The 19,209-nt window shown below is 42.2% G+C and carries 19 protein-coding genes and 2 rRNA genes (1 of these 21 cut by a window edge); 19 read left to right on the top strand and 2 right to left on the bottom strand.

Going from position 1 to position 19,209, the window contains the following annotated elements:
* The 4 genes from NSQ99_RS02340 to NSQ99_RS02325 form a co-directional block, all read left to right on the top strand.
* Positions 1 to 335 (top strand): 23S ribosomal RNA (locus NSQ99_RS02340) (it extends 2,595 nt beyond the left edge of the window).
* 138 nt (positions 336 to 473) lie between these two features.
* Positions 474 to 590: ribosomal RNA gene (gene rrf, locus NSQ99_RS02335) — 5S ribosomal RNA — on the top strand.
* Between the two features lie 809 nt (positions 591 to 1,399).
* Complete coding sequence (locus tag NSQ99_RS02330; protein WP_340834773.1) at positions 1,400 to 3,598, top strand: Ig-like domain-containing protein; 2,199 nt, start codon at positions 1,400 to 1,402, stop codon at positions 3,596 to 3,598.
* A gap of 130 nt (positions 3,599 to 3,728) precedes the next feature.
* Positions 3,729 to 5,057, top strand: coding sequence for an IS3 family transposase (locus NSQ99_RS02325; protein WP_340834771.1), 1,329 nt, complete (start codon positions 3,729 to 3,731; stop codon positions 5,055 to 5,057).
* An 83-nt stretch (positions 5,058 to 5,140) separates the two neighbouring features.
* Here NSQ99_RS02325 and NSQ99_RS02320 read toward each other — a convergent pair whose 3' ends face one another.
* A complete protein-coding gene (locus NSQ99_RS02320) occupies positions 5,141 to 5,680 on the bottom strand; it encodes a transposase (protein WP_251671339.1) in 540 nt (179 codons plus the stop codon).
* Positions 5,681 to 5,865: 185 nt separating this feature from the next.
* Between NSQ99_RS02320 and NSQ99_RS02315 the strand changes: the two genes are divergently transcribed.
* The 10 genes from NSQ99_RS02315 to rsmI all read left to right on the top strand — a co-directional run bounded on the left by NSQ99_RS02315 (position 5,866) and on the right by rsmI (position 13,323).
* Positions 5,866 to 6,072, top strand: coding sequence for a sigma factor G inhibitor Gin (locus NSQ99_RS02315; RefSeq protein ID WP_251671337.1), 207 nt, complete (start codon positions 5,866 to 5,868; stop codon positions 6,070 to 6,072).
* A gap of 70 nt (positions 6,073 to 6,142) precedes the next feature.
* Positions 6,143 to 7,657 (top strand): aminotransferase class I/II-fold pyridoxal phosphate-dependent enzyme, encoded by a 1,515-nt coding sequence (locus tag NSQ99_RS02310; RefSeq protein ID WP_340834769.1) that lies wholly within the window; start codon positions 6,143 to 6,145, stop codon positions 7,655 to 7,657.
* Between the two features lie 165 nt (positions 7,658 to 7,822).
* Positions 7,823 to 8,461 carry a dTMP kinase gene (gene tmk / locus NSQ99_RS02305; RefSeq protein WP_251671333.1) on the top strand — a complete coding sequence of 213 codons (639 nt, stop codon included), beginning with the start codon at positions 7,823 to 7,825 and terminating at the stop codon, positions 8,459 to 8,461.
* A gap of 165 nt (positions 8,462 to 8,626) precedes the next feature.
* Positions 8,627 to 8,956: a cyclic-di-AMP receptor gene (locus tag NSQ99_RS02300; protein WP_213520459.1), complete on the top strand. Its 330-nt coding sequence runs from the start codon at positions 8,627 to 8,629 to the stop codon at positions 8,954 to 8,956.
* Positions 8,957 to 8,973: 17 nt separating this feature from the next.
* Positions 8,974 to 9,417 (top strand): YaaR family protein, encoded by a 444-nt coding sequence (locus tag NSQ99_RS02295; protein WP_251671331.1) that lies wholly within the window; start codon positions 8,974 to 8,976, stop codon positions 9,415 to 9,417.
* A gap of 15 nt (positions 9,418 to 9,432) precedes the next feature.
* Complete coding sequence (holB, locus tag NSQ99_RS02290) at positions 9,433 to 10,416, top strand: DNA polymerase III subunit delta' (RefSeq protein WP_251671329.1); 984 nt, start codon at positions 9,433 to 9,435, stop codon at positions 10,414 to 10,416.
* Positions 10,417 to 10,419: 3 nt separating this feature from the next.
* Positions 10,420 to 11,223, top strand: a complete 804-nt coding sequence (locus tag NSQ99_RS02285) for a PSP1 domain-containing protein (RefSeq protein ID WP_251671327.1) — start codon at positions 10,420 to 10,422, stop codon at positions 11,221 to 11,223.
* Positions 11,224 to 11,269: 46 nt separating this feature from the next.
* The gene (locus NSQ99_RS02280; protein ID WP_251671325.1) at positions 11,270 to 11,647 is read left to right on the top strand and encodes an initiation-control protein YabA; all 378 of its coding nucleotides are present in this window, start codon (positions 11,270 to 11,272) and stop codon (positions 11,645 to 11,647) included.
* A gap of 75 nt (positions 11,648 to 11,722) precedes the next feature.
* Complete coding sequence (locus NSQ99_RS02275; protein WP_340834765.1) at positions 11,723 to 12,448, top strand: tRNA1(Val) (adenine(37)-N6)-methyltransferase; 726 nt, start codon at positions 11,723 to 11,725, stop codon at positions 12,446 to 12,448.
* The gene (gene rsmI / locus NSQ99_RS02270) at positions 12,445 to 13,323 is read left to right on the top strand and encodes a 16S rRNA (cytidine(1402)-2'-O)-methyltransferase (protein WP_340834763.1); all 879 of its coding nucleotides are present in this window, start codon (positions 12,445 to 12,447) and stop codon (positions 13,321 to 13,323) included. The genes NSQ99_RS02275 and rsmI overlap by 4 nt, the downstream gene beginning before the upstream one ends.
* Positions 13,324 to 13,420: 97 nt before the next feature.
* Here rsmI and NSQ99_RS02265 read toward each other — a convergent pair whose 3' ends face one another.
* The gene (locus NSQ99_RS02265) at positions 13,421 to 13,675 is read right to left on the bottom strand and encodes an AbrB/MazE/SpoVT family DNA-binding domain-containing protein (RefSeq protein WP_251671319.1); all 255 of its coding nucleotides are present in this window, start codon (positions 13,673 to 13,675) and stop codon (positions 13,421 to 13,423) included.
* A 270-nt stretch (positions 13,676 to 13,945) separates the two neighbouring features.
* Between NSQ99_RS02265 and NSQ99_RS02260 the strand changes: the two genes are divergently transcribed.
* The 5 genes from NSQ99_RS02260 to rsmA all read left to right on the top strand — a co-directional run bounded on the left by NSQ99_RS02260 (position 13,946) and on the right by rsmA (position 19,177).
* Positions 13,946 to 15,244 (top strand): HD domain-containing protein, encoded by a 1,299-nt coding sequence (locus NSQ99_RS02260; protein ID WP_340838712.1) that lies wholly within the window; start codon positions 13,946 to 13,948, stop codon positions 15,242 to 15,244.
* A 7-nt stretch (positions 15,245 to 15,251) separates the two neighbouring features.
* Positions 15,252 to 16,025, top strand: coding sequence for a TatD family hydrolase (locus NSQ99_RS02255; RefSeq protein WP_340834760.1), 774 nt, complete (start codon positions 15,252 to 15,254; stop codon positions 16,023 to 16,025).
* Positions 16,026 to 16,451: 426 nt separating this feature from the next.
* Positions 16,452 to 17,600: a ubiquitin-like domain-containing protein gene (locus tag NSQ99_RS02250; protein ID WP_251671316.1), complete on the top strand. Its 1,149-nt coding sequence runs from the start codon at positions 16,452 to 16,454 to the stop codon at positions 17,598 to 17,600.
* A gap of 141 nt (positions 17,601 to 17,741) precedes the next feature.
* Positions 17,742 to 18,296, top strand: coding sequence for a ribonuclease M5 (rnmV, locus tag NSQ99_RS02245; protein ID WP_340834758.1), 555 nt, complete (start codon positions 17,742 to 17,744; stop codon positions 18,294 to 18,296).
* The gene (rsmA, locus tag NSQ99_RS02240) at positions 18,296 to 19,177 is read left to right on the top strand and encodes a 16S rRNA (adenine(1518)-N(6)/adenine(1519)-N(6))-dimethyltransferase RsmA (protein ID WP_251671312.1); all 882 of its coding nucleotides are present in this window, start codon (positions 18,296 to 18,298) and stop codon (positions 19,175 to 19,177) included. The genes rnmV and rsmA overlap by 1 nt, the downstream gene beginning before the upstream one ends.
* The last annotated feature ends 32 nt before the right edge of the window (positions 19,178 to 19,209 follow it).

Genomic DNA, 19,209 nt, shown 5'->3' with positions numbered 1-19,209 from the left:
GCCCATTAAAGCGGTACGCGAGCTGGGTTCAGAACGTCGTGAGACAGTTCGGTCCCTATCTGTCGCGGGCGTAGGAAATTTGAGAGGAGCTGTCCTTAGTACGAGAGGACCGGGATGGACGTACCGCTGGTGTACCAGTTGTTTCGCCAGAAGCATAGCTGGGTAGCCAAGTACGGAAGGGATAAGCGCTGAAAGCATCTAAGCGTGAAGCCCCCCTCAAGATGAGATTTCCCAATTAGTAAGACCCCTTGAAGACGACGAGGTTGATAGGCTGGGGGTGGAAGTGCAGCAATGCATGGAGCTGACCAGTACTAATCGGTCGAGGGCTTATCCTACAGACTTTGAATACGGAGCGTAAGCGAAGATTCACAAGTCACATCGGAAGCATATGCTTCTGCTTGAAACGCTAAGGAGATTCACAACTTTCATATCCAGTTTTGAGGGTGCAAGCCACTTTGGAAGCATCTGCAACGTTTGGTGACGATGGCGAAAGGGAACCACGCGTACCCATCTCGAACACGACCGTTAAGCCTTTCAGCGCCGATGGTACTTGGACCGCAGGGTCCTGGGAGAGTAGGACGTTGCCAAGCACGAAGGAAGCCTATTGCGTATGCAGTAGGCTTTTTTTGTTGTGCGGAGGATGTAGTGTTGATGCATGGTGATTGCGTAGAGCTCAGTCGGTGAGGTTTAGAGTAATAAGAAAGAATAACTAACTTTATGAGCGGTATACTTACAAACTGATTAGAATTGATTTGTATAGATTAGTATATGGCGTGTGAAATAGTCACCTATTAGTGCGAGTCTTGCTGAGGAAGTCATTGCGGTAATTCAGGAGAGTGTCTGAATCTGTTCGACGTATATTCGAAGATGAGGCAGCGGTAGTATAGGATGATTCAGACGCCGACCTTGAGGTTAAAACATGATGTTAATCAAGGAAGTGTAGTCACGATGTTAAACAACCGGTGCGAATGGCCGTTGCCAAGCACGAAGGAAGCCTATTGCGTATGCAGTAGGCTTTTTTTGTTGTGCGGATGTAGTGGTGATGTATAGTAATTGCGTAGAGCTCAGACGGTGAGGTTTAGAGTAATGAGTTTGATGAACTGACTACTTTATGAGTATTGCAGCAACAAGATGATTAGAGTTGATTTGTATAGATTAGTATATGGTGTGTGAAATAGCACCTATTAGTGCGAGTCTTGCTAAGGAAGGCACTTCGGTAAACCAGGAGAGTGTCTGATTCTGATCGACGTATATTCGATGATGAGGCAGCGGTAGTATAGGAAGACGTGATGCCTAGGAATATTTTTCAATATATTTCCTTGAAATTATCAACTTTTCTCATTGATAAACCGTTAATAAGATAGACAATACATTATTTAGGCTGAAAGGATGGGTTATTTTGAAAGTGTCTGATCGTGGAATCACTATTTTGCATCGAGGACAGAGATGGTTAGCCGTTTTGCTTGCAATTGCGCTAATCTCATCTTTATCGATAGGAATGACGTATGCAGCAGAGGATAAGGTAACTGGAATAGAGTTTGATTATGATCCTTTAGATTATAATAACAGTACTTCATCATTTGAATTAATAGTTGGTGAGGATCAAATAACGTTAGATGTTCTAGCATCAATTGAAGGATCAACATCAAAAAAAGTTGTCACTTCAGCGGTAACTTGGAAGTCATCTAATACAAACTACGTTAAGGTTGATAAAGGGGTAATTACGGGTGTCGGCAAAGGATCTGCTCTCATTAGTGCGACCTATAAAGACTATAAAGTATCGATAAGAGCGACCTCAGATTATTTATATGACAGCGTAACAATTATGAATAATAATGAAGCTGCTCCTTCAAAAGTGCAAGGAGAGCTCGGCCAATCCTTTACATATACACTGAATGGAACTAAAAACTCAAATGTGGAAGACATTACATCGGAAGCTACTTGGACAACGTCCAATGCCTCCGTTGCTACTGTAGATGAGGGCACGGTTACATTAATGGGAACAGGGACAGCTACCATAACAGCTAAGCTAAAAGGTAAGTCAGATTCCATCACTGTGAACGTATCTTCGCCATACAAGTCCATAGCGATTTCGCCAAGCAATCAATTAGAGCTGGAAGTTGGCCAAGATGATTACAAGCTTCAAGCGGTAGCAACACTTAAAGCAGGCGGCACAGTAGACGTTACGGACGATGCAACTTGGACAAGTGCCAATCCTAAAGTCGCTACTGTTGAACATGGATTCGTTAGACCGATAGGTACTGGTAAAACAACAATCAGTGTGACGCATAAGGGTGTAACTAAAACTACTGAGGTGGTCGTGCGCACCGCCTATCAATCGATAAGATTATCGCCTGAAAATGAGTATCATATGTTCCTACAGGACAACCCATTGCAAATTCAAGCTGAGGTATTGCATAACTCTAATGTTTCATATGTTGCAACGAACTTAGCAGAATGGAGCTCCTCGGATGTTGTTGTTGCTACTGTATACAATGGAGTAGTAACACCTAAGGCGGTCGGTACAACGAAAATTACTGCTTCGTATAAAGGTTTAAGCCGCAGTGTTACCGTTACTGTATATCCTAGTATTACGGACCTTAGCATCGATAGTGAGACGATTGATGGGTTTGTAAATAGCAGTGAAAAGCTCCCAACTGTAACTGGCAAATTGTTCGATGGTTCAAAGATTGACGTTTCTAAGCTTGTACAGTGGTCTGCTAAGGATGAAAGTATTGCTGTCATTAAGGATGGAAAGTGGCAAGCAAAGGAAATTGGTGAAACGGTCCTCACCGCTAAAATTAAAAACTATGAGGATGAAGTAAAATTAGTTACACACGCTAAACCGCTTAAGTTAGTTGCGGATGCTTCAAACCTAAATATTGTTATCGGAAAAGATGTAGCTTACCCGTCTGTAACGGTTATCAATGTAGATGGTGATGAAGAAGATGTATCTGATAAAGTAAAATGGAAAGCTTCTAGTGAAAACCTTATACTAAAGCCCGATACAATGAAGGGTCTTGAGGCTTCAACGGTCACATTAACGGCATCGTATCTGAATAAGTCAACGTCGATCAAAGTGAGAATTGAAGAAGAAGTTGTAAAGTTTGTGGTTGAGCCTGAGGTTTTAGAGTTATATCCGAACAGATCGAAGTCCATTAAAGTAACGGGTTATTATAAGGATGGTAGATCTGTAGTACTCAACTCTAAGATAGATTGGAGTTCTCTATCGACAAATATAGCTTCGATCAGAGGTAATACGGTAAAAGCGCTAACGGTTGGAAATACTGTGATAACGGGATCGTATCAAGGCAATACAATTAATGTACCCGTCATCGTATCTCCAAAGCTGAAAAACTTATCACTATCAGATAGATCTGCTAAGCTTTCGCCTGGAGGAACCTTCACAGTAAAGCTTACAGCTAATTACACGACTGGAAGCCCAGTAGTTGTAACGGAAGAGGCGGTATGGACAACGTCCAAGGCTAGTGTAGCAACCGTTAAAGACGGTAAAATAACAGCAGTTAGCAAGGGCTCTGCGACGATTAAAGCTACCTACGGTGGAAAAAGTACAACGATTCGCGTTACTGTAAAATAAATCAAAGCAAAAGAAGAGGATTCCAATTAGAATGGTACCTGTAGTTAAGACACTTGAAAAAGAGTGTGCGAACTACAGGTTTTTTTATATACTAGAAATTAAGATTAGAGGACGAGGACTAGAGGCTACTATGAGTAAACTATTATTTTCACCCAAAGATGTACAGCTACTTCAAAAGAATCCAAATGTACAACAAGTTAGTGAACGTACCATTACGTATACAGATGCATTCAAAAGTAAGTTTATCGATGAATACTTAACCGGGAAAACACCAAGACAAATCTTCAAGGAATACGGATTTGATGAAAAAATGATTGGTATCAAACGAATTGAACAATCTTCATCACGTTGGCGAAAAGCGTATGAAAAGAATGGTTTAATCGGGTTAACGGATACACGAAAGTCTGGATCAGGTAGACCATTAAAGCGTGAATTAACAATGGCTGAAATAATGGAAAGACAGGCTGCACGTATTCAGCTATTGGAAGGGCAGATAGAGCTGCTAAAAAAGCTCGAAGCGACAGAAAGGAGGCTACTAAACGAAGGCCAAAAAATAAGCACAAATAAGATTTTTCAATTACTTTCAGACACACTCACTACGTTTCCATTTGAACGCATGGTAACCTATTTTTGCGAACTATTAAATGTTTCTCGTTCAGGCTATTACAGCTTCTTAAAAGCGCGAGATACGCGAGTAATTAAGGAACAGAAGGATTTAGAAGCACGAGATTTGATTTTAAGAGCCTTTAATCGGCGTGGTTATAAAAAGGGCTCACGTTCAATCAAGATGACGCTTGAACAGGATTACAAGTGTGTTATGAGCCGTAAAAAGATCCAACGCATCATGCAGAAGTACGGGATTGTCTGTCCTCACCGCAGACCAAATCCTTATAAACAAATAGCAAGAGCAACGAAAGAACATCGTGTTGTGTCAAATAAATTAAACCGAGAGTTTAAACAAGGTGTCCCTGGGAAAGTACTTTTAACGGATATCACCTATTTGCCGTATAACGGAAAGTGTATGGCTTATTTGTCGACCATAAAAGATGGCTCTACCAACGAAATATTAGCTTATCATGTCTCGGACCGAATCACATTAGACATTGCAACAAAAACGATTGAAAGGTTAGTACGCAATAAGAAAGTCAAACTCCACCCAAAGGCTTTTATTCATTCAGATCAAGGATTTCATTATACAAGCCCGAAATATCAAAAACTACTAAAGAAACACAATTTAGATCAATCGATGTCACGCCGAGGAAACTGTTGGGACAATGCGCCTCAGGAATCATTTTTCGGTCATTTTAAAGATGAAGTGAACTTTGAATCTGTCCAAACTCTGGATGAACTTAAAGCGAAAATCGATCATTACATCGTCTATTACAACAATTATCGTTACCAATGGAATTTAAAAAGGATGGCTCCTGTACAATACAGAAACCATCTCTTAGTTGCGTAATCTCTTTTTTTTACTGTGTCCTTGACATAGGTACCACTTTAAATAGGAGTCCTCTTCTTTATTTTATAGGTGTAAGAGGTTGATTAAGGCTGAAATAAGTTGACCTCTTTGTTTTGGATACGGAGAATGCCAGTATGCTTCTTTTTAGACAATTTGCGCAACCTCAAATTAATTAATAAACGAGGAGCTAGAAGCCAAATATGCCAAACAAATAGACTAATGCTAATTGACGTTGGTAGCCATGGTTGAATGACGCCTATAACGATAATTCCCAGCCAGAACATTTGGTTATGGACTCGGCGAAATACAGAGAAGCTAATATCGTTAGCTGGTATGAATCCTGTCCACGGGGGAATAATGGTCCACTTCCATTTACGATCCGCTGCTTGGTGGACAGTGATAAAGGTAAGCCACATAATTAGAAAATGAAGCACCTGTAACGCAACAAAGCCTATCAACGTAGAGAATAGACCATACATGTCGTAATACAAGTATTGAAAGGCGACTACAATTAATGCACTCAGTAGATAACTAACGAGCAATTCGTTGCGTATGAGGATACGTTTAACATGCTTATATTGATAGATCGTTGCTGTTGGATGATCGGTAAGCGTTTGTTTCATAGTTTAACCTGCTCCTTTAAACATTCATACCATTATATATCGGATAAGGAATCGCAGTTATTGATATGATGAACATGCACCAAATGCAATGACCGGGCATATGTATAAGTATTGAAAATGATCGGTATATTTTCATAGAATAGAAGGCATACTATTGTAAACAGGGAAGTAAAGGTGGGAAAGCGATGAATACGAATGCTATGAATTCAAAAGAGCAAAGCAGCTGTACAATATGCGGCAATACAAGCGCTGCTGGCCTTCATATTGTAAAGAGCTTCATCTGCTCTAGTTGTGAGCAGGAGATCGTTAAAATCGATGTGAAGGATGAACGCTATCCTTTTTTTGTATCGAGGATGAAAACTATATTTTATGAACCGAATGCAAATGCGTAAAAACGACTGAATGGTATCAGTCGTTTTTTATTTATAGTAAAATGTTTAAAACACGTAAAAGGAGATGGATATGGTGAATCGTCCAGAGTGGAATACTCCAATCACCAATCAATTGCTTCAATTCACTTCTAATGGACCGACATCATTTCATGTCCCGGGACATCGCAATGGCATGGTTTATCGTATGCTGCATAAAGAAGACACGCTATCTGCACAAATGGAGCAGCATCTACGAATGTTATCTCAAATCGCCCAGCTAGATATAACAGAGCTATCCCATACCGATGATTTACACGATCCTCAAGGAATGATAGCCGAAGCACAACAGCTTGCCGCGAGACTCTATCAGAGTGAGCATAGTTTTTTTCTAGTTGGTGGGAGTACAGCAGGTAATTTAGCTCTAATTCTCTCTATATGCGAGACCGATGATATCATCATTGTTCAGCGTAATGTACATAAATCAGTTATTAACGGCTGTAAGCTGGCAGGCGCTAGGGTAGTATTCGTGCAAGCTGAGCTAGAGCCTCACACCGAGCTATCAGTCATTCCAAGCCTGACAACCATTGCTAAAGCCTTACAGCAATACCCAGAAGCAAAAGCAGTCTTTTTAACGAATCCTAACTATTACGGATTAAGTGCAGATTTGACACCCTATGTAGAGCTTGTTCATCGTTATCATATTCCTTTACTAGTTGATGAAGCGCATGGTGCACATTATGGCTTTGCTCCACACAGCCCACCATCGGCTCTGACCAGTGGTGCTGACGGTGTCGTTCAGTCCGCTCATAAAACGTTACCAGCATTGACGATGGGGGCAATGCTGCACATTCAGGGGCCTTATCTAGATAAGGAACGCTTACAGCAGCAGCTTGCTATCGTGCAAAGCTCAAGTCCCTCTTACCTAATTATGAGTAGCTTAGATCTGGCACGAGCAACGCTAGAGCATTACGGTGAACAGTGGTTTGGACAAACCTATGCGTTACGTGAACACTTAATCTATTGGATTAGCGAACATACGAGATTCGCCATTGCAGAGTTACCTGACAGTAGCGATTACCGTCAGGATCCGTACCGACTGCTGCTATACGATACGACACATGCCCTTAGCGGCTATGCGCTGCAGCAAAGGCTAGAAGACAACGGTGTTTGGGTTGAGATGGCTACAACACGTTATGCGGTGCTCATACTGCATATGGCATTGACTGAGGAAGAGCTAATCAAGGTTAAGCATGCCTTAGAAAAAATAAATGAGGAGAAGCTCTCAGCAGCTCAGCCTGCTTTAAACTACTCAGTAAACACGTATAGCTCCGATGGACAGCTAGCAGTAAGTACGCCTGTAGCATTTAGCCGGATAAGTCCAGGCTCGAGATCAACGGAGGTCGTATCACTTCAACTGGCTATAGGAAAACGCTGCGCAGAGCTCGTTGTGCCCTATCCTCCGGGCATACCGCTATTATATGAAGGAGAATGGATTACAGCAGCACATATAGATGAGCTTCAACGCTATATAGTAGCAGGCGCAAAATTCCAAGGCAATCATTCGCTAAATGAACTAAAGCTAAAAGTATATTTATTAAACGATTAGAAGGGTGCCCTGCAGAGCAGCTTGATTATGTACTAGCAGGGTACTGTTTATAATAGGATAAAACAAATGCCTACGTGTGGAGGCTTTTTGTTATAATAAGTAAAGAAGTAAGTAAAGAAGTAAGTAAAGCAATATGATTAATTATAATGATCGGGGACCATATAAATGAAAAAGGGTTATTTTATTACCTTAGAGGGTAATGAAGGTGCTGGCAAGTCATCGATCGTAGAGATGGCAGCACAATATCTCAGCTCCAAAGGGCTTGAAGTCATTACGTCACGTGAGCCTGGAGGAATAGCGATTGCGGAGCAAATTCGATCCGTTATATTGGATAAAAATAATACAATGATGGACGGTCGTACGGAAGCGTTGTTATATGCAGCAGCGAGACGACAGCATTACATAGAAAAAATTTCACCCTCGCTTCAGGATGGGAAAACAATAATTTGCGATCGCTTTATTGATAGCAGTCTTGCTTACCAAGGTCATGCAAGAGGGCTAGGAATAGATGAAATTTTGTCGATTAACGAATTCGCCGTTGATGGTATGTTTCCAGACTTAACTTTGTATCTCGATGTGGACCCTGAAATAGGGCTTCAGCGTATTCGGGAAAATGAGAATAGAGAGGTTAACCGGCTAGACCTCGAATCGCTTTCCTTTCATCATAAAGTAAGGGAAGGATACTTAGAAGTGGTGAATAGATTCCCAGAGCGTATCGTTAAAATTAATGCGAATGAGCAGCTCAATGCCGTGTTTGAAGAGGTCAAGCGTGTGTTTGATCAATATTTGGGGAATAATGTTTAATTAGCATCACAACATGGACGAACTAGCTAACAAATAATATAATGAGTTCAATAGAAGGAAATTCATATATAAACGTCTAAATGTTACACATACAAACGGTTTCACAATATTATATATAGAAGAATTAACCTTCGTTTCAAAAATATGAATAAGAGGAGGAATATAATGAAACTGGTGATTGCAGTAATACAGGATAAGGATAGCAACCGTCTTTCTAATGCGCTTGTGAAAGAAGGATTTCGTGCGACAAAGCTGGCAAGTACAGGTGGTTTTTTACGCGCAGGTAATACGACCTTTATGATAGGTGTTGAAGATGAACGAGTGCATGAAGTATTCCAAGTCATTAGCAACAACTGTAAAGTACGCGATCAATTAGTAACGCCTGTTTCTCCAATGGGCGGAGCAACCGATTCATATATTCCATTCCCGGTAGAGGTACAGGTAGGCGGAGCGACAGTATTCGTTGTTCCTGTTGAACGATTTGAACATTTTTAATGTGGAAGTGATAAGTAATGAGGGTAGATCAAAGCTTTAGACCACTTGGTCAAAGTCGTGCAGCAAGTGGAACGGTCTCAAAGCAGGTGTCATCAAGTCAATTTTCTGATATGCTGGCCCAAAAGGATCACGCTCATTCCGTTAGTGAGCTGAAGCAGAAAATTCAAAGCATACAAGAACAGGGCGATCGTCTAGCTCGCCATATGACTGTACGAGAACTAAAGCTGTATCGCCAAATGGTGAAGCAATTTCTCGAGGATACATTGAGAAGAGGCATCGGTCTGAAAGAGGTCAGAGGCTTTGACCGCAGAGGCCGTGTTAAACGATACAAGCTGCTTGAGGAAGTAGATGAGAAGCTCGTTTTGCTTGCGGAGGAGATGCTGGAGACAGAGGAAGGACGTATCGAGCTCCTGCATACGTTAGGCGAAATTAGAGGCATTTTAATAAATTTAGTTTTTTAATTGAAGGAGTACAGAATGAAAACTGAGGAAACCTTAGAGCATCAATGGAAAGCGAAGCGTATTTTGAACAATGCTTTAATGCAGAAGCGCATCTCGCATGCTTATTTGTTTGAAGGGCCCTCAGGAACTGGAAAGCTTGCTTGTGCCCTTGCCTTTGCCAAAGCAATTTTTTGTGAGCAGCCTAATGAAGGCGAGGCATGCAATCAATGTGCACAATGCCGCAAGTTTGAGAATGGCAATCAACAGGATTTGCGAACTATTGCGCCTGAAGGCCAGTCCATTAAAATAGATCAAATTCGTCAGCTGCAGCGGGATTTATCCTATCGTAAAACGACGAGTGGTCGAATGGTATATATTATTGAGCAGGCTGAGAAAATGACGATTCAAGCGGCAAACAGCCTGCTTAAATTTTTAGAGGAGCCCGTTTCACCAGTAGTTGCCCTGCTCATTACAAGCAATGTACAAGCCGTTCTGCCAACAATCCGCTCGCGGACGATGAACGTGCCCTTTACCCCGTTATCGCCTGAGCTTATGCTAGAGCAGCTTACAATGGAAGGGGCGTCTCCAACACTAGCTAGGGCAGCTGTACAACTAAGCTCTGGTATTGATGGAGCGCGAGCCATACTTGAAAAGAATGGGTTTGCAGAAATCAGAACGCTAGTGATACAATTAGGGAAGGAAAGCATAACAACATATACTACAGCTATGCTGACAGCAGCTCAAAAGCTATTTAAAGGAGAATATGCTGATCAAATTGAGCTTGTTCTGCAGCTGTTATTGCTGTGGTTTAAGGATATGACACAATTCCAAGCTGGGAGACAAGAAAACCTAGTTTTTATTGATCAATTGGAATGGATCAGCGCACATGCTTTCTCACGCTCTTTCGCTGGATGGGTTTCCTGTATGGAGCATATTCTTGAAGCGGACAAGCGTATTAAAGCAAACGTGACGCCCCAACTTTCTATTGAGCAACTTTTGGTAAAATTACAGGAGGGCTAATCCTTGTATAATGTTATAGGTGTTCGCTTTAAGAAGGCGGGCAAAATCTACTACTTTGACCCTGTAGATCATCCCGTAGAGAAGGAACAACACGTTATTGTTGAGACAGCTCGCGGTATAGAATACGGAAAAGTAGTAATTGGTCAAAAGCAGGTTGGTGAAGAGGATGTCGTATTGCCGCTTAAGCGTGTGATTCGGATCGCAAATGAGACGGATGCACAGGTGGTCGATGAAAACCGTAGTGCCGCGTCACAAGCGTTTACGACATGTCTGGAAAAAATCCAACATCACCAGCTGCGCATGAAGCTTGTAGATGTAGAATTTACCTTTGACCGCAATAAAATCATCTTTTATTTCACAGCGGAGGGAAGAGTAGATTTTCGTGAGCTCGTAAAGGATTTAGCAAGTGTCTTCCGTACGAGAATTGAGCTGCGCCAAATTGGTGTGCGCGATGAAGCGAAAATGCTTGGAGGAATAGGCCCGTGTGGACGCGTATTATGCTGCTCCTCCTGGTTAGGTGACTTTGAGCCAGTATCCATTAAAATGGCCAAGGATCAGAACTTATCTCTTAATCCTACTAAAATATCGGGTTTGTGTGGACGATTAATGTGCTGCTTGAAATTCGAGCATGATAACTATGAAAGTGTACGTGAAGAAATGCCGACAGTTGGTAAGCTTGTCATTACGTCACTTGGTGAAGGTAAAGTAACAGGAATCAATGCTTCAACCAAAACCGTCTTCGTTCAATTGTTTGATATACCAGGGAAGCCAAAGGAGCTTTCTTTGGATGATGTTGTTACAAAATAAAATACAGTTGTAGCTTAGCATGTAACTCTGGGGTGGAGACTTAGAGATGAAGGATATATTCGTACAAATGACAGAGCTTGAAGCTCGAGCTGAAGCAATGAATCAAGATCTTGGCTTGTTAAAGCAGAGGGTTGTAGCCTTGCTTGAGGAAAATCAACGTCTTACACAGGAGAATGAGCAGCTAAGAGGAATTTTGAAATTTGAACGTGAGCAAGAAGAACAACGCTCAAGTCCAAAATCCGAGCCACTCTCTCAGGTGCATGACGAGGCTTTACCGCAAGAACAACCTGCTGATGAGCCAGGTGAAGGTCATGATAATCTTGCTAAGCTTTATTATGAAGGCTTTCATATATGCAATGTGTATTATGGACATCTTCGTACTGAGGGAGATTGCTTATTCTGCTTATCTTTCCTTAATAAATAGTAAACTGTTAAGGCCGCCCCTTATATTGATAAGGGCGGCTTTTTTTCGAAATTAATGGTGTGGGGAGCGAAAGGCTTGAGCAAGAGTAACGATGTTATACTTAACGATGACGAGCGTATTGATGATCTGTTAACGGATTCAGGACTTCATATTATACAGAGTAGAGATGTCTTTAGCTTTTCACTCGATGCAGTGCTGCTTTCGCGCTTCGCTAAGCTGCCTAAGCAAGGACGAGTGGCTGATTTTTGCACGGGCAACGGCGTGATTGCGTTGCTATGCTCGGATAAAACAGAGGCAGCTATTGATGCAATCGAGATACAGCCAAGGCTTGCTGATATGGCTAGAAGAAATGTCACAATGAATAAGCTAGAGCACCAAATTCAAGTCATCGAAGCAGATTTAAGGCAGTATGCAATTGAAGCGGGCAATGGAATATATGATGCAATAACCGTAAATCCTCCATATATGAGACCTGCTGCTGGTGATAAAAATGTGAATGAGCATTATGCGATTGCAAGACATGAGGTCATGTGTACGATTGAGGATATTGCGAAGGCAACCTGCAAGCTGTTGCGTCCAGGAGGGAAAATATTTATCGTTCATCGTCCATCACGATTAGCCGATATTATCGAAGCATTGCGCAAGTGGAAGATTGAGCCTAAGATTGTGCAGTTTGTCCATCCGAAGCAACAAGGTGAGGCCAATATGGTTCTTATTGAAGCATGCCGTGACGGAAAGCCAGATCTGCGCGTACTACCTCCATTAATTGTATATAATGAAGCGGGAGAACAAATCATATGAACATTCAAAAAAGCTATCAGGACGAACGAGCATCAGGCACATTGTATTTAGTTGCCACACCAATAGGTAATCTTGAGGATATTACAATGCGCGCCCTGCGCATGCTCAAGGAAGTAGATATTATTGCTGCTGAGGATACACGCAATACACGCAAGCTATTGACGCATTTTGATATTAAAACAAGACTCGTTAGCTATCACGAGCACAACAAGGAAGCTAGTGGACCAGAGCTTATTAAGCTTTTAATAGAAGGAAAGCATATCGCATTAGTTAGCGACGCTGGAATGCCTGCTATATCTGACCCTGGTGCGGATCTGGCACGAATGGCTATAGAGCAAGAAATTGCCGTTGTTCCAATTCCTGGGGCGAATGCAGCGCTTTCTTCTTTAATTGTATCTGGCCTATCGACTGATCGCTTTACGTTTATTGGCTTTTTGCCAAGAGACAAAAAAGCAACACAGCAGCTGCTTGAGCAGTATAAAAACTATCGAGAAAGCATTATATTTTATGAATCACCGCATCGCATAAAAAAAACATTAGAGGCTATGTTAGATAGCTGGGGAGATCGTCAAGCTTCGATATCACGTGAGCTTACTAAAAAACATGAAGAAATGCTAAGAGGCCGTTTCACAGAGCTTCTTGCCCACTTTGAGGAGTATCAGCCATTAGGAGAGTTCTGCATAGTCGTAGAAGGATTAGATGAGGAAGGTGCAGAGCAGCTTAAGCAGGAAGCAAATGCTTGGTGGCAGAAGATGAGTATAGAGGAGCATGTCAGCTATTATGAAGCATCGATGCCACGTAAAGCTGCCATGAAACAGACAGCGTTAGATCGAAGTATTTCTAAGCGAGATGTCTATAACGAAATCAATCGATAAAAAAAGACCTTCCTGGCATAATATGTCCAGGAAGGCATCAAGGAGTATAAAAAGGTTAGAATTAACAAGTCGATAAGTATAGTATACCTTATTTTTTTTATTTTGTCACAGGAGAAGGCATTTCTGATAGACAATTTTGGCAAACAATTTTTCCTTTGAAGTAAGAAACGTTTTCAGCGTTGCCACAGAAGATACAAGCAGGCTCATACTTTTTAAGCATGATGCGCTCACCGTCTACATAAATCTCTAGAGCATCCTTCTCGCCAATACCTAATGTACGGCGTAGCTCGATAGGAATAACGACACGACCTAATTCATCTACTTTACGAACAATACCAGTTGATTTCATCATAAAAAATCGTCCTCTCACCTTTTGAACTTTGTCATTATTCGACAATGTTCGTGTTAATTTAAATTAATAATACCAACTCTTACCAAACCAGTCAATATTATTTTTTCATATTAAACTGCTTATTTTACAACGATTAATAGTATTAAGCTGCAATTCTCCTTGTAATAGAATACAACAAATGCGACTTTTTGGAAACTGTAAAACGACATTCTTCGACAAAAATCTTTAAATGTGACAAAACCTTGAATAAAGGGGGAGTATAAATTGAGTATGCTGCGGGAAGAAAAGGTGTTTAAGGACCCTGTTCATAGCTATGTCTATGTGCAGGACAAATTAATCTGGAATTTGATTAATAGCTCCGAGTTTCAACGTCTGCGCCGAATTAGGCAGCTAGGTACGACCTATCTAACATTCCATGGAGCTGAGCATAGTCGATTCTCTCACTCACTGGGCGTATATGAGATCACCCGTAGAATTATTTCGCAGTTTGAACGTCATCATTATCCAGACTGGCCTAAGGAAGAACGAATGGTCGCGTTGTGCGCAGCATTACTGCACGATATCGGTCATGCTCCATTCTCTCATTCTATTGAAGAAATATTTGGAACGGATCACGAGGAATGGACCGTGAATATCTTGCTAGGAGACACAGAGATTCATCGCATATTATCAGCAGCTTCTCCGACACTTCCGCAGCAGGTTGCAGAGGTGATTCAAAAGACGTACAGCCAGTCTATTGTAGTAAGCTTAATTTCGAGCCAGCTGGATGCAGATCGGATGGATTATCTGCTTAGGGATGCTTATTTTACTGGGACAGATTACGGCAACTTTGATTTGGAGCGGATTCTGCGTGTGCTTCGGCCACATCAAGGCACGATTGTTGTGAAGGAAAGTGGCATGCATGCCGTGGAGCATTATTTAATGTCGCGTTATCAAATGTATTGGCAAGTATATTTCCATCCCGTAACACGAAGCTCAGAGATTATATTGCGACAAATATTTAAAAGAGCGAAGCAGCTTCATGCGACAGGATACTCCTTTCAATGGATGGAGCCAGCCATCGGTTCTTTAATAGAAGGAAACTTATCGCTGGATGGTTATTTAAGTCTAGATGAGTCGTTAGTTCAGTACACATTCAGCCGCTGGCAGCAAGAATCAGATGAGCTGTTGGCAGAGCTTTGTTATCGTTTCATGAATCGAAAGCTATATCAATATATAACGTTCGAGGAAATATCTGCTGAGTCGCTTGATGAGATTGAAAAAGCGTTTTCAGAGCTTGGGCTTGATCCAGAATACTATATGGAAATTGACTATCCTTTTGATCGACCTTATGACGTATATCGAACGGAGAAAGCATCAATGGACGGCAAGGAAAAGGCCCCGATTATGCTGCTAGAAAAAGATGGATCATTATCAGAAATTGCAACACGTTCAGACATTGTTTCCTCAATTAGCGGTTTGCATCAAGGGCGTTACCATCTGTATTACCCAGAAGAGAAGCTAATTAGACAACGTCATCGGTTAAGTGCTAATATTAAACAAATTTTTAACATACATGATGAGGAGTAGCATACATATGGTTAAGTTATTCGACACTCACGCACATTTAGATGCGTCACAATATGACGAGGATCGCGACGAGATGATTGCAAGGGCGAAGGAAGCTGGGGTGGAGCTCATTGTAAATATCGGGTTTGATCGACAAACGATTCCGACAACAATGGCTTTAGCTGAGAAGTATGATTGGATCTATGCTGCAGTTGGCTGGCATCCCGTTGAAAGTATTCATATGCAGGAAGGAGATCTTGAGTGGATCGAGTCACTTTGCTCACATCCGAAAGTGGTGGCGATTGGTGAGATCGGTCTTGATTATCATTGGGACACTTCGCCTAAGGACATTCAGCATCAAGTGTTTCGGAAGCAAATTCGTCTTGCAAAAAAGGTGAATAAGCCGATCATTATTCACAATCGAGATGCTCATCAGGATATCGTCCGCATTCTTCAAGAAGAGGGAGCTGAAGAAGTTGGAGGGATTATGCACTGCTTTTCTGGTAGCTGGGAAACAGCAAAACAGTGTCTAGATATGAACTTCTATATCTCATTCGGGGGGCCTATTACTTTTAAGAATGCTAGAGTTCCAAAAGAGGTGCTGAAAAACGTTCCACTCGACCGATTATTGATCGAAACGGATTGTCCATATCTTACACCTCATCCATATCGTGGAAAGCGAAATGAGTCTGCATATGTGTCGCTTGTCGCTGAGTCAGCAGCACAAATAAAGGAAATTTCACTTGAGGAACTAGCGACGATTACTATGCAAAATGGTAAAAAATGTTTCCGAATTATGTAGAAACCGCTACAATCGGAAGAAATAAAGACCTTTCGTACGAAAAAACTGATTTTACTCGCTAAATTTAATATAATTTTCGGAAGAAACCTAGTTTTTTCTTGAAAATCGCATTTTATCGTGTCTTTACAAGTCCACCGTGAACAAGGTATGATTCATTTCAGAACTTTACACTCTGTATTGAATTTCCAGTTTTAATCATTTGCATTTCTTACTCCATATTCGATTTCGAGGAGGGACATGATCGCTCACAGTCATTACTTCCTGTTCTATTGATTTTGCATAAAAGAGAGATAGAGCTCATAGAGATAGTATTGAGGAGGATGAAGCTAAACTGGAAGCGTGCAAAGCACGCCATATAGGTTATAGTCGCGTCAGTTGTAACATGCGTAACACTTGGCGGCGGGGCTATGAAGGAGGACCGATGAAGTGGGATTAATTCCAGACAAGGACACCCATGGCAAACGATCATCCAGCATGACTTTCGCAATGCGATGGAAGCATGGAAACTTGCGTTTGATTATGTTAAGTATTGCAATCTCAATCGCTATGACTTTCATGTTTTTGGTGTTGTTGTACGGGACGAATGAAAAAAACGTCTCCGTAGTAGTGAATGGACAAGAAACTGTTGTGACAACTAAACAATGGGTCCTGCAACGCCTACTGGATGAACAAGCTATTACGGTTGGGCCGCATGACGAAATCTCAGCACCACTTCGTGCGCCAATAAAAAATGGTGATGTAATCGAGATTAATTATGCAATGCCGATCAATGTAATAGCAGACGGAAAATCGTCTAAAGTATACACAACGGAGAAAACGGTGCAGGCAGCGATCGAGAATTTGAATATATCGATTCGCAGTCAAGATAAAATAGATCCTCCACTAACTGCTGAGCTGGAGGCTAACGATACAATCAAAATTGTTCGTGTTGAAACGAAGGTTACGTCGCAAGAAAAGACAGTACCTTTCTCTATTGTGAAGAAGGAAGACAAGGCCTTGGATAAGGGCACAGAGAAGGTTGTGCAGCCAGGTCAAGTCGGTGTAGTTGTTGAACAAGTAGAGCAGCGCTATGAAGATGGTGTGCTCGTATCGAAAGAAGTTGTGCAGGAAACCGTGAAGACAGAAGCGATCGATCAGATCGTCGCACTAGGTACTGCAAAAGCGAAACCAGCGATCACTACGCTGGCAAACAGCAGTAGCTCTAACAAAACGGTATCGGTTGGCGATTATCAGTTTAAGGCTTCTGAGGTCTTAAAGAACGTTACGCTGACGGCTTACACGGCAGGACCTGAATCAACTGGCAAGGATGTAGGCGATAAAGGCTACGGCATTACTGCATCAGGCAGCAAGGTTGAAGAAGGGCGTACGATTGCTGTGGATACTTCTGTTATCCCGATGGGCTGGTGGGTTTACATCGAAGGTGTAGGCCTACGAAGAGCTGAGGATAAGGGTGGCGCAATAAAAGGTAATAAAATTGATGTTTATTTCGATGATGTCGATGTAGCGACGAAGTTTGGTAAGAAAAAAGGGGTTACGGTTTATGTTATCGGCCCTAACAAGCCAAAGGCGAGCTAACCGTATTCACTTATCGAAATAACCGGATGAATAAAGGAAGAGGCCTAGGCCTCTTCTTTTATTTTTGTTGAGGGTCAATATCGGCTATACTAGATGTAGTTATCAGGAACATCGTTATTCGTATGAAGGGTGGAAATCAGTTTGATTAAAGAGGTCATCGTCGTCGAGGGGAAAGATGACACAGTAGCGATAAAACGTGCTGTTGAGGCCGATACGATAGAAACAAATGGATCTGCGATAGGTAAAGAGGTGCTTGCTCGAATTAAGCTTGCCAACGAACGAAGGGGCATTATTATCTTTACAGACCCCGATCATGCGGGCGAGCGAATTCGCAAAATCGTGGCAGGTGTAGCTCCAGGATGCAAGCATGCCTTTCTACCGCAGGAGAAGGCATCCTATAAAGGCGACATCGGTATTGAAAATGCGAGCCCTGAGGCAATTCGTCAAGCACTTGCCGAGCTGCGTACAGAGACGGCTACGATCCGGGGCGAGATTGCGTTGGAGGACTTGATGCAGGCAGGCCTGCTCGTTCACCCTAATGCGGCAGAGCGTCGATTAGAGCTTGGGAAGCTGCTCGGCATCGGCTATGCCAACGGAAAGCAGTTTTATAAGCGCTGTACGAGCTTTAATATTACAAGAGAAGAGTTTTATGCTGCAGTAGATCAATTAGGCTATAGGCTGGAGGAAAACGAGTAATGAAGCAAATCGAGGTATCGACACCTAAGCGCACGAAAGAAATTATTCAAAGGCATGGCTTTTCTTTCAAAAAAAGCTTGGGTCAAAACTTTTTAATTGACGGCAATATATTGAATCGTATTGTAGGTGCGGCAGAGCTAACGAAGGAAAAGGGAGCGCTGGAAATCGGTCCCGGCATCGGCGCGCTAACCCAGCGACTTGCAGAGGAAGCAGGTAAAGTTACTGCTGTTGAGATTGATCAGCGACTCATTCCAATCTTAACTGAAATACTAGAGGACGAGTCTCACGTAAGCGTCATCCATGCCGATGTATTAAACGTCAATTTACGCGAGCTTTTTGCTGAGCAGTTTGATGATGTGAGCAAGGTGAGCGTCGTTGCAAATTTACCGTATTATGTGACAACTCCGATACTGATGAAGCTGCTGGAGGAAAAACTCCCATTAGAGCATATTGTGGTGATGATTCAAAAGGAAGTCGCTCAGCGGATGGCAGCAAAGCCTGGCGGCAAAGAATATGGAAGCCTCAGCGTAGCTGTACAGTATTACTGTACAACGGAAATTGTATGCATCGTTCCACATACGGTGTTTATTCCGCAACCCAATGTCGATTCGGCTGTTATTAAGCTAACGCTGCGTGATCGTCCAGCCGTAGAGGTCGATGATGAGGCGTTCTTTTTCCGTGTCGTGCAATCCGCGTTTGCACAGCGACGTAAAACGTTAATGAATAATTTACTTGCGTTAACAGGCAAGGATAAGCGTGCTGAGCTGTCTGAGCTGCTTGAGTCTATAAATATCGATGCCTCTCGTCGAGGTGAGACGTTGAGTCTTGAGGAATATGCAGCGCTAAGCGGGGCATTGTCCCGTTCAGGATTAGTCATATAGGGCGTGCTTAAAACGCCCTATATTTTTTTGCT

The sequence above is a fragment of the Paenibacillus sp. FSL W7-1287 genome, assembly GCF_038004245.1.
Classification (GTDB): domain Bacteria; phylum Bacillota; class Bacilli; order Paenibacillales; family Paenibacillaceae; genus Pristimantibacillus; species Pristimantibacillus camelliae.
The sequence above is the reverse complement of the archived record's forward strand: the minus strand, read 5'-3'. Positions and strand labels throughout refer to the sequence as shown.

Excerpts from the sequence above, each read along its gene's own strand:
- NSQ99_RS02325 (WP_340834771.1), top strand. The coding sequence starts at position 3,729 with ATGAGTAAACTATTATTTTCACCCAAAGATGTACAGCTACTTCAAAAG.
- NSQ99_RS02320 (WP_251671339.1), bottom strand. The coding sequence starts at position 5,680 with ATGAAACAAACGCTTACCGATCATCCAACAGCAACGATCTATCAATAT.
- NSQ99_RS02315 (WP_251671337.1), top strand. The coding sequence starts at position 5,866 with ATGAATACGAATGCTATGAATTCAAAAGAGCAAAGCAGCTGTACAATA.
- NSQ99_RS02310 (WP_340834769.1), top strand. The coding sequence starts at position 6,143 with ATGGTGAATCGTCCAGAGTGGAATACTCCAATCACCAATCAATTGCTT.
- tmk (WP_251671333.1), top strand. The coding sequence starts at position 7,823 with ATGAAAAAGGGTTATTTTATTACCTTAGAGGGTAATGAAGGTGCTGGC.
- NSQ99_RS02300 (WP_213520459.1), top strand. The coding sequence starts at position 8,627 with ATGAAACTGGTGATTGCAGTAATACAGGATAAGGATAGCAACCGTCTT.
- NSQ99_RS02295 (WP_251671331.1), top strand. The coding sequence starts at position 8,974 with ATGAGGGTAGATCAAAGCTTTAGACCACTTGGTCAAAGTCGTGCAGCA.
- holB (WP_251671329.1), top strand. The coding sequence starts at position 9,433 with ATGAAAACTGAGGAAACCTTAGAGCATCAATGGAAAGCGAAGCGTATT.
- NSQ99_RS02280 (WP_251671325.1), top strand. The coding sequence starts at position 11,270 with ATGAAGGATATATTCGTACAAATGACAGAGCTTGAAGCTCGAGCTGAA.
- rsmI (WP_340834763.1), top strand. The coding sequence starts at position 12,445 with ATGAACATTCAAAAAAGCTATCAGGACGAACGAGCATCAGGCACATTG.
- NSQ99_RS02265 (WP_251671319.1), bottom strand. The coding sequence starts at position 13,675 with ATGATGAAATCAACTGGTATTGTTCGTAAAGTAGATGAATTAGGTCGT.
- NSQ99_RS02260 (WP_340838712.1), top strand. The coding sequence starts at position 13,946 with ATGCTGCGGGAAGAAAAGGTGTTTAAGGACCCTGTTCATAGCTATGTC.
- NSQ99_RS02255 (WP_340834760.1), top strand. The coding sequence starts at position 15,252 with ATGGTTAAGTTATTCGACACTCACGCACATTTAGATGCGTCACAATAT.
- rsmA (WP_251671312.1), top strand. The coding sequence starts at position 18,296 with ATGAAGCAAATCGAGGTATCGACACCTAAGCGCACGAAAGAAATTATT.